The organism is Streptomyces sp. NPDC033845 (assembly GCF_055576225.1).
On record NZ_JBVIRI010000055.1, the window covers coordinates 1 to 8,815 of the forward strand.

At 67.0% G+C, this 8,815-nt stretch carries 7 protein-coding genes and 2 pseudogenes; 1 reads left to right on the top strand and 8 read right to left on the bottom strand.

Going from position 1 to position 8,815, the window contains the following annotated elements:
* Positions 1-175 precede the first annotated feature (175 nt).
* Both ACZ50K_RS37325 and ACZ50K_RS37330 read right to left on the bottom strand, forming a co-directional pair.
* The gene (locus tag ACZ50K_RS37325) at positions 176-883 is read right to left on the bottom strand and encodes a class E sortase (RefSeq protein ID WP_468911866.1); all 708 of its coding nucleotides are present in this window, start codon (positions 881-883) and stop codon (positions 176-178) included.
* 285 nt (positions 884-1,168) lie between these two features.
* Entirely contained in the window at positions 1,169-1,834 is a 666-nt protein-coding gene (locus ACZ50K_RS37330) for a hypothetical protein (protein WP_468911868.1), read from the bottom strand.
* A gap of 492 nt (positions 1,835-2,326) precedes the next feature.
* Here ACZ50K_RS37330 and ACZ50K_RS37335 point away from each other — a divergent pair, with 492 nt between their 5' ends.
* Entirely contained in the window at positions 2,327-3,331 is a 1,005-nt protein-coding gene (locus tag ACZ50K_RS37335) for a hypothetical protein (RefSeq protein ID WP_468911870.1), read from the top strand.
* A 190-nt stretch (positions 3,332-3,521) separates the two neighbouring features.
* Here the strand turns inward: ACZ50K_RS37335 and ACZ50K_RS37340 are convergent.
* From ACZ50K_RS37340 to ACZ50K_RS37365, 6 genes and pseudogenes are all read right to left on the bottom strand, one after another.
* Positions 3,522-3,941: pseudogene (locus tag ACZ50K_RS37340) on the bottom strand (transposase); the annotation flags it as partial.
* A 113-nt stretch (positions 3,942-4,054) separates the two neighbouring features.
* Positions 4,055-4,483, bottom strand: coding sequence for an ester cyclase (locus tag ACZ50K_RS37345; protein WP_468911873.1), 429 nt, complete (start codon positions 4,481-4,483; stop codon positions 4,055-4,057).
* 49 nt (positions 4,484-4,532) lie between these two features.
* Positions 4,533-5,606 (bottom strand): acyltransferase family protein, encoded by a 1,074-nt coding sequence (locus ACZ50K_RS37350; RefSeq protein WP_468911876.1) that lies wholly within the window; start codon positions 5,604-5,606, stop codon positions 4,533-4,535.
* Between the two features lie 104 nt (positions 5,607-5,710).
* Positions 5,711-7,042: a D-alanyl-D-alanine carboxypeptidase family protein gene (locus tag ACZ50K_RS37355; RefSeq protein WP_468911879.1), complete on the bottom strand. Its 1,332-nt coding sequence runs from the start codon at positions 7,040-7,042 to the stop codon at positions 5,711-5,713.
* Positions 7,043-7,101: 59 nt separating this feature from the next.
* Complete coding sequence (locus ACZ50K_RS37360) at positions 7,102-7,914, bottom strand: D-alanine--D-alanine ligase family protein (protein ID WP_468911881.1); 813 nt, start codon at positions 7,912-7,914, stop codon at positions 7,102-7,104.
* Positions 7,812-8,531 (bottom strand): annotated as a pseudogene (locus ACZ50K_RS37365) (alanine racemase); the annotation flags it as partial. The pseudogene ACZ50K_RS37365 and the gene ACZ50K_RS37360, both read right to left, overlap by 103 nt.
* Positions 8,532-8,815: the final 284 nt, after the last annotated feature.

The window sequence follows — 8,815 nt, forward strand, 5'->3', positions numbered from 1 at the left end:
CGCCGCTGGACTCCGCGAGGCGTCCTACGAACCATTCAACCGACCGCTCAAGCCCCTGGGCATCACCTGACCAGCACCCCAACAAGATCACCACTACTTTGAATCAGCCCTGCCTATGCGACTCCGTGGATGGCGTGTGCGGCTGCCCGGAAGGGCACGGACAGCCGACCTGGCATCAGCGTGCGGAGGATCTGAGGGCCGGAGGCGGGCCCTGGGCGCGGCGGCGTTCGGAGAGGAGTTGTCCCCAGACGATCAGACGGTGGGAGCTGGAGAATTCGGGGGTGCAGGTGGTCAGTGTGATGTAGCGGCCGGGCCCTTCGAAGCCCGAGCCCTGCGGGATGGGTGCGATCACGGCCGAGTTGGCGGGCGCGGTCTGCGGCAGCGAACCCGTCACCTCGTATGTGTAGTACGTGTGGGCCGTCTCGACGACGACCAGGTCGCCCGGGGCCAGCCGGTTGATGCGCCGGAACGGCTCGCCATGGGAGTTGCGGTGTGCGGCGACCGCGAAATTGCCCTCTTCGTCCCAGGGCATCGCGGAAGACGGTCCGCCGTCGGCTCCGTCGTAGTGGCCGATCATTCCCCGGTCCAGCACTTCCTTCTTCCCGGTTCCCTCTCCGACGGGCGCCTTCACACCCAATGTGGGTATGTGCATGATGGCGAAGCCCTGGCCGGGTGCGAAGGCGTCGGATTTCTCTTCCCCAGCACCCGAGGACGGGCTCGCGGCCGAGGATGGACCCGTGGGCCGGTCCCACCCCTGCTCCAGAGCGGTGGTCGCCTGGCTGGCGAACCGTTCTGCGAGAACGTTGGTGTACCACAGCTGGTAGACGACCAACAGCAGGAGAAGCGTCCCCGCGGTCAGCAGGAGTTCCGCGAGAAGTCGCAAGAGCACCCTGCCCGCCCCGCCGGCCTTCCGCCGGTGCTTACGGACTGCTCGCCGACGCGCCGCCCGGCCGTCGGGGGCGACCGCGTCGGGCGCCGGGCGTGGCGGCCGACGGCTCACGGTGCGGCGTCCACGGTCGCGTCTCCGATCGGCAGTAGCGGTTCAGCCCAGGGGAAGACGACCTGGAAGAGGCCGGCCACGACCGCTGCGGCCGCCGCGCACGCGATCAGGGCACGCATCCAGAACGGACCCGGCAGCCGCCGCCACACCCATCCATACACCCCGTGCCTACTTCTGTTCCAGGTACACGGGGTGAAGGGACTTGCTGTCGAATTCCTGGCCGTTGAGATCGCCGCTGTACACCTCGCCGTTGCGCAAAACGGTGTAGCAGGAGTCCCCGTTCGCTGACATGACCAGGCCGACATCGCAGGATGCCGTACGCGCGTGGAAGATACCCCAGTCCCTCTCGGTGGTCTCGTTCGCGAACGGGGACCTCAGAACGTAGGTGACCGGGCTGCTCACCCCTGCGTACAGGGCATCGAAGTCGATGGCTCCCATGTGGCCAAGCCCGTGGGCTCCTCGCATCCTGTCGAAGACACCGAGTTCCTCGTTCCAGCCCCATGCGACGATCACCGAGTTGCAGTCTCCCATCTGCCCGGTGGCCAGTCCGTGGTGGAATCCGACAAGCTCGGTCGGCGTCAGCTTGGTGCCATACGGGATCTCGTAGACGATCATTTCTGTTCCATCGGAGAGGGAAAAGCCGTCCCAGGGCACAAATATAGACGCCGAGTCCGATTTGTCGCCAGAGGAATCGGATGACGAACCCGATTCGTCGAAGTGCCACGAATCAATTTCCTCGCCTCCTTCGCTGTGGTAGCCGCTCGGTACGTAGAAGCTGTCGGGGGTGTATGCAATCTCTGAATCGGAATGATATCCGCTGCTGTATTCAGACATGTTCGCATCCTGCTGGTGAGGGGGACGGGGGCAGTCATTCTAGGAGGAGCAGCCCCCAGCCTCCTTCACTTTCGGGCCGTCGATGGTGCAGCGGAACGGGAATATGAGGGGCCGGGCATCCCGCCCACGCCCACGCGGGAACGATTCTCTGTTATCCGCCGGTGACGTTACCGGCGGGTCGACAGCCCTCCGTTAAGCCTTATTTAATAGTGCTCTAACCTCAACCTCAAATAAAGCTCAATCTACGCTTTAGGCCTTGCCAGGGAAGCCGCCTTCCTGTTGAGTGCAGCCAACTTCCCCGAAGGGCAGTAATTCTGTTCCTTCTGATGGCAGGAGATATTTGTGATACGCATATCCCGTTGTCATGCCCGATATGTCGCCTCCGCCGCTGCTCTGGCGGTCCTGGGAACGGCTACGGCCGCTGCGCCGGCCGTAGCCTCAGACCCGCTTCCGTACAACTGTGCCGTGAGGGCGTCACCCGGTGCCGCCTACGTGCCGGAGATGAAGTGCTTCACCTTCTTCGACGAGGCGGTGAAGTATGCGAGCGGAGGCACCGTGGACGCGTCCCCGTGGCGATGGGATCCGCGTGGTGCCGTCCACAGTCCGGCTTTCACCCAGGCCGTCAACGGGGCACCCGGTGACCGGCGCATCCTCTCGGTCGCATTCGAGCACCCTGACTACCGGGGCTACGCCCTCGTGACTTGGGGAACCGGCGGCAGCTGCCGGCCCGGCAGCGAACGGGTGGTGAAGAACCTCGGGCAGACCGCCGACCGGTGGTGGACTGACAGGATCAGCTCGTTCGCTCCATACAACGGCTGCTTCGCCGAACACTTCGACGATTCCAACCTCGGCAGCCTCATCGGTGGCCAGAACTACAAGTCGAACATCACCAAGGGCGACAACCGGGCCAACTCCCTGTCCCTGCATGGCGGCCTCTCGTCCCAGGAAGCCCAGAACGACTGTCAGGCAAACAAGGCAAAATGCACCTACGAACCCATCTCGTCGATCGAGTACGTGCCGAGCTCGATGAAGAACGAGATGCTGGGCTGGAACTGTACGGCGAACCCCCAGAAAATCCGATTCGCCAATACCATCACCCGCACCTCATCCTATAACTTCAGTGTGGGGATGTCGAGCACATACGGTGTGGAAGTCGGTGCCGGGTCCACCAAGGCGAAAATCGAAACTACGCTGAGCACTACATTCGGAAGTGAATTCTCCACACAACATTCACAGTGGTACGACGCGACCCAGGACGTCTCGCCGGGTTACGTCGGAATCATTTCCTCCGGCGTGTCCGTGAAGCGGATCACCGGAAAATGGACGGCTGACTACCCCAACCGCAAGTGGTACCACCACTACTGGTACCCGATGATGACCGCGGACCAAGTCGACAAGGAAAAGCCGATGAACATCTCGTTCCAGGAACGCCCCATGACCGCGAACGAGAAGTCTGCCTTCTGCCCGCAGAGCGGCACCGGCACGACGTTGCCGTAGCAGTACGCCCGGCACGGCAGAATACTCACAGTCTGCCGTCCCGCATCTCCCCGAGGGTGGTGGCGCGGTACACGGCACCTCGGCAGTCGTCCCTGGACAGGTCGATTCCAAAGGTGCGGCGCCGACGAACCCTTCCTAACCTCGATCTTTCTTGACGGTCTGCCGACGGAGTCGGCAGACCGTCGTGCGTTCTGTCGAGGGCGGTGGTGGTGTCGAGGGTCCAGGGCCAATGCCGGGCGAGACGGAGGGTCCGCCGGCGCCCGGTGGTAACGAGCTGTCCGGCCGCGGTGGACAGGCGGAGCCGCAGGCGGCGGGGTTCCCAGAGCCGGGCCCTACCGGTCAGCGCGAGCATCGGCATCCAGGCCAGCAGGTCCAACGCGAGCTGCACGTTCTCCAGGCAGATGCGGTTCCGGGCGGTGTCATGCAGGGGCAGGTTGCGCAGGCCGGTGGCCCGGGCGGCCCTGATCCGGTCCTCTGCCCGGGCCCGCAGGCGGTGACGGAGCTCGAGTTCGGCGATCGGCAGGCCGGTGGTGTTCGTCGCGAAGCACGTGAGCGGCATGCCGTCCGAGTCGGTGAGCCTCAACTGGGCCCCTGGGTGCGGTCTTTCCTTTGAGGGCGTCTGGTCGGTGCTTCGCCGGACCAGCCAGGCCAACACCTAAGCGACGTCATCGACGGCTGCCTCGCCGCGACCGGCCTCACCCCCACGACATCACGCCTACAGCCTCAGTGACTCGGCCTGATCTGCCGCAGCATGCTTGCGGAGTCCCAGTTGACCCAGTTCTCCACGATCTTCCCCTCGACGACCCGGTCGATGGTCGTTCCGCTCCACTCCACCTGGCGATCGGTCGGGGCGATCCCCCAGATCTCCCCCGTATGTTTGCCCGACGAGACGAAGCGAGTGGCGACAAGCTGTCCTTCGGCGCACTGGATGCTCACTCGGTCGGTGAAGTCCGAGAAGGCGTTCCTGAACTCCAGGACGAAGTCCCTGAGCTCCGCTACGCCCCGTACCTCTGGAATCGGTAGCTCTCCGGGGTTCTGATGGCTCACGAAGTCCGGGTGAAAGAGTCGGTCGACGGCGCTCAGGTCACCGTCGGTCCACAGCTCCAGGAGAGCCCGCCGGGCGACTTCCTTGTTCTCTTCCAGCTGCGCCATGTCTCCTCCGTACGCCGGTACCAGTGCCTTCCATGGCCACTCCGATCATTCAACCGCGGCAGCGATCGAGCAACCGGGCCAGTCGCGGGTGGAGGCCGCCCGGCAGATCGAAGAGAAACCGTGCGCCGGCCTGCCGCAGACCGGTGTACAGCAGCAGGCTCAAGGCGATGGTGAGAACGGTCGCCAGCAGCGGGTAGCAGGAGCTCAGGACGGTGTTGTCCAGCAGGCCCGGTGCCTGCCGGGCAAGTACTTCCGCCGCATCGTGCTGGAACGCGACCAGCGGCATGTGGATCACATAGATCGGCAGCGTGTGCCGCCCGAGCCAGGCCAGGGCCCGGCCGATGCGGCCCGGCCGCTCCGCGTCACCGGACCTGGTACCGATACGGGTGCGGGTGCGGGAGATCAGCACAGCTCCGGATATGCCGGCGCAGACACCTATGAAGCCCGTCAGCTGTCGCAGGCCCAGCCAGTTGTCGGCACTGACGACCGCGGCGACGGCCGCGAGGACCAGGTAGCCGGTCGTGTACGCCACCGTCCGGCGGCCGGTGGTGTGGCGGGCGAACCGCCCGAGAATGCCCGAGCCGTGCAGGCCCACCAGGAACCAGAGGAGGTTCTGCAGCAGGCCAGCCCGGTTTCCCGGTGCATGGAACCAGTGCGAGGACACCGCGACGGACAGCACCAGGGACGCGGCAAGCATCACCACGGGCTGGGAGCGGGTGAGCTTCGCTAGAACGAAGTAGACCGGGAGCGCGAGCAGGTACCACTGGTTCGTGGGGGTGATGGTCAGTTGTTCCAGCAACTGACCTGGGCTATGGCCGATTACCGTATCGAAGCCTGGGGTCAGCTGGAAGAGCGCCGTGTGGATCAGCACCCAGAGCAGATAGAGATAGCATGGACGTGCGATTCTGCTGCGGGCAACGTCTTGCCAGGGGCGGCTGACGGCGCGGGCGGCGAACATCCCCGAGATGACGAAGAACAGCGGCATCCGCAGCGGCAGCAGCGCCTCTCCCGCCGCCCCCCAGAATCCAGTCACGGGAATCGCCGAATGCCATCCGAGAGGCAGATAGTCCTTCACCGTGACGTGCCACAGCACGACGAGGACGATACAGATGCCCTTGGCCACGTCTGGCCATGTCTGCCGGCCGGTTCCGCCGGTACCGCCTGTCTCGACGTGTTGGAGGACGACGGATGCCGGTGCTTCTGGTGCGCCCCGCGCAAGCCCTCCGGTCACGAGACGACCGCCTGGGCTAGCCACGGCAGGGGGCGGAAGGGCAGCATGAACAGGGGCGGGGTGCGGGGCAGTGCCGCATCGGTCTTGAGGGCGACGCGCGCGGCCGAGTGGGTATAGGCGCCCTCTGCGGACGCGTCGGACGGGTCCCCGGTGTCGGACGCGCCCGCCGGACGGAGACCCGCGAGGACGACATGCGCGGCCGTGGTGTTCACGGGGGTGCCCCCGGGCAGGGACGCGCCCGGCTCGACGGCCAGGGTCGCGGTCGCTCCCGGCGGTCCGGTGACCGTCAGGTCTTCACGGGCACGCAGGGCGATGCTGCTGCCCCATCCGTCGCGTGCCCACGCCAGGGTTTCACCGGCACGGACGACGGGTGCCGTGACGAGGGATCCGTCGGTTCCGGCGAGCAGCTTCGTGGTGGCGGTGGTAAGCGCGGAGGTGCTGGGCTGGGTCATCACGGCACCGATGACGAGCCGGCTGCGTCCGGCAATGTCACGGTGGGCGGCGAAGACCAGGTTGCTTCCGGCGGGGGTGGTGCGGCCGGTCTTGCCCGCGAAGACGCCGTCACGGCCCAGCAGCGGATTGGTGTTGGCGTGCCGTCGCCCCAGGACGTCTGTGTAGGAGGAGCTGGCGAGGGTCGCGAAGTCGGGCAGCCGCAGGTCTGTCCGGAGGAGCCGGACCTGGTCGGACGCCGTGCTGACGCTGGTGGCCTTCAGTCCGCTGGGGCTGGTGTAGGTGGTGTGGTTCATGCCCAGCCGCTGTGCCGCACGGTTCATCTCCGCGACGAAGCCGCCGGGGGTGGACCCGTACCAGCGGGCCAGTTCATCGGCGACGTTGTTCGCCGAGGTGCCCAGCAGTGCTTGCAGGGCCTGTCGTTCGGTCATGCGCTGGCCGGCCCGCAGCGGAATCACCGACTCCGAACGGGCGAGGCGGGCGGAGTAGCGGTCCGCCTCGGCGGCGGACACCGTGAAGGAGGGGCCGGGTTTGCCGTGCCACAACGGGTACCGGGACAGAAAGACGTATGCCGTCATGAGTTTGGCCGTGCTGGCCGTCGGCATGGGGGTCTGGTCCGGTGAGGAGAACTCGCCACCGCCGACCACGGTGATCGCGGCCTGGCCGGCCGCGGGCCAGTGCGGCGCCACCGGTGCGCCGGGCAGCACCCGCGAGACGTGGGGTGCGGCGGTCGCGGGGCCGGGAACCAGCACGAGGGTGAGCGCGACTGCCGCGGCACACAGGGCGGCGGTCAGCGTCGGCAGTACGGTCCGAAGGCGCCGTCGCCCTGCTTGCGGCACCACGTCGGAGGGCGGTGAACGGAAGGTTGCGGGGGGCATTCGGAGACTCCTTGGTTCTTCAGGACCGGCTACCGGACGTATTGCTGCTCGAGTCGGGGCTAGGGGTGGACCGCCCTCTCAGGCGCCGCGGACCGGGCCTCGCGCGTGTTCCTGGGCGAGCGCGGTCTCGATGAGGACGTCGAGCAGGCGCCCGTACGGCAGAGCCGCCTCGGCCCAGATCCGCGGGTACTGGGAGGCGGGGGTGAATCCAGGGAACGTGTTGACCTCACGACGGGGTCGATGCCGCCGCGGAGGAAGAAGTCGACGCGCAGCAGGCCGGAGCAGCCCAGGGTCTCGAACACTTCCAAGGCCAGGCGCTGCAACTCGGCCGTGACGTGGTCGTCGAGGCGGGCGGGGATGGTGAAGCGGGTCGCCTGGTCCTCGTACTTGGCCCCGTAGTCGAAGAATGGCCGGGTACCGCACACGTCGATCTCAAGCGGCGGGCCGGCCTCCAGACGGCCGTCAGGGTGCTCCAAGATCGCCACGCCGATCTCACGGCCGTTGACCGCCTCTTCAACCAGCACCTTGCCGTCCCACGCGCGGGCCTCCGCGAGGGCCTCCTTGAGGTCCTCCCAGTCCTCGACGCGTGTGACGCCGATGCTGGAGCCGGCCCGGGCGGGCTTGACGAAGACCGGCAGTCCGAGCCGCTCGGCGCCCGGGGCGAACAGTCCGCCGTCCCTGCTCCGGAGCAGGGCCCAGTCGGCCACGGGCAAGCCGCCCGCCGCCAGGATCCGCTTCGTCGTGTCCTGCCACGAACCGGCTCGACCCCGTACAGGGCCAGTCCTGCGCGCACCATGTCGAAGTGCGTGCGCGGAGCGGCCAGAGCAGCACCGGAGTTCGCCAGATGGACCAGTTCGGGGCTCAGCCCGGATTCGCGTGCCCGACCCACCGTCTGTTCGAAGGCACGGACCTGTACGGCCGTGGTGGGGTGACCGTGGTCGTCGGGGTGGACCAGATGGAACCAGATGCCCCGCAACCCGCGCCGTTCGAATTCGCTCGCGGCGTCCAGCAGGCGCGCCCAGTCGGCCGGGCAGGCGCCGTTGCGGCGCAGTCCGGTGTCCGCCTTCAGGTGGACGGCCGCCGGTGTGCCCGACGCCGCCGCGTACGCGGCTATCCCCTCCAGGTGCGCGAGCGAGGAGACCAACAGATCGATCTCCTGCCGCAGGGCCTCGGTGACATCGTCGTCCGAAAGGTACATCCAGGTCAGAACCGGAGCCGTGATCCCCGCCTCGCGCAAGGCCAGCGCCTCGGTCCGGGTGGCGACGCCCAGCCAGGCGGCTCCGTTGCCGACGGCGGTCCGTGCGACCTGTACGGCGCCATGGCCGAAACCGTCGGCTTTGACCACCGCCATCACCGCCCTGCGCGCACGCGCGATCAGCACGCGCGTGTTGTGGGCGATCGCCGCAAGGTCCACCACGGCTTCCGACAGAACTCGTGGTACCGGAGCGCGTACGGCAGCCGTACACGGGTCGGACGGTTCGGAAAGCATGGGGCACTCCTCGGGGAAAGGGGGACTCCCCTATCCGACGCCCCAGAGGGAGGCACCGGACAGGACCGATCAGTGGACCAGGGGGTATGAGCGCCCGCCCACCACTGAGGTGCCTCCCGGGCCCGGTGGCCCCGGCATCGGGCGTCCAACGTGATCGCCCGTTAGGGGGAGCGTGTCTGAAAGATTGTGTAAGACCGTGTCCTATGTGGTGAGGCGGAGTAGGCGCTTGTAGCAGCAGATGGCAGCGGCCAGGCCGAGAAATGCCAGGTAGTTGCGGGGGTCGC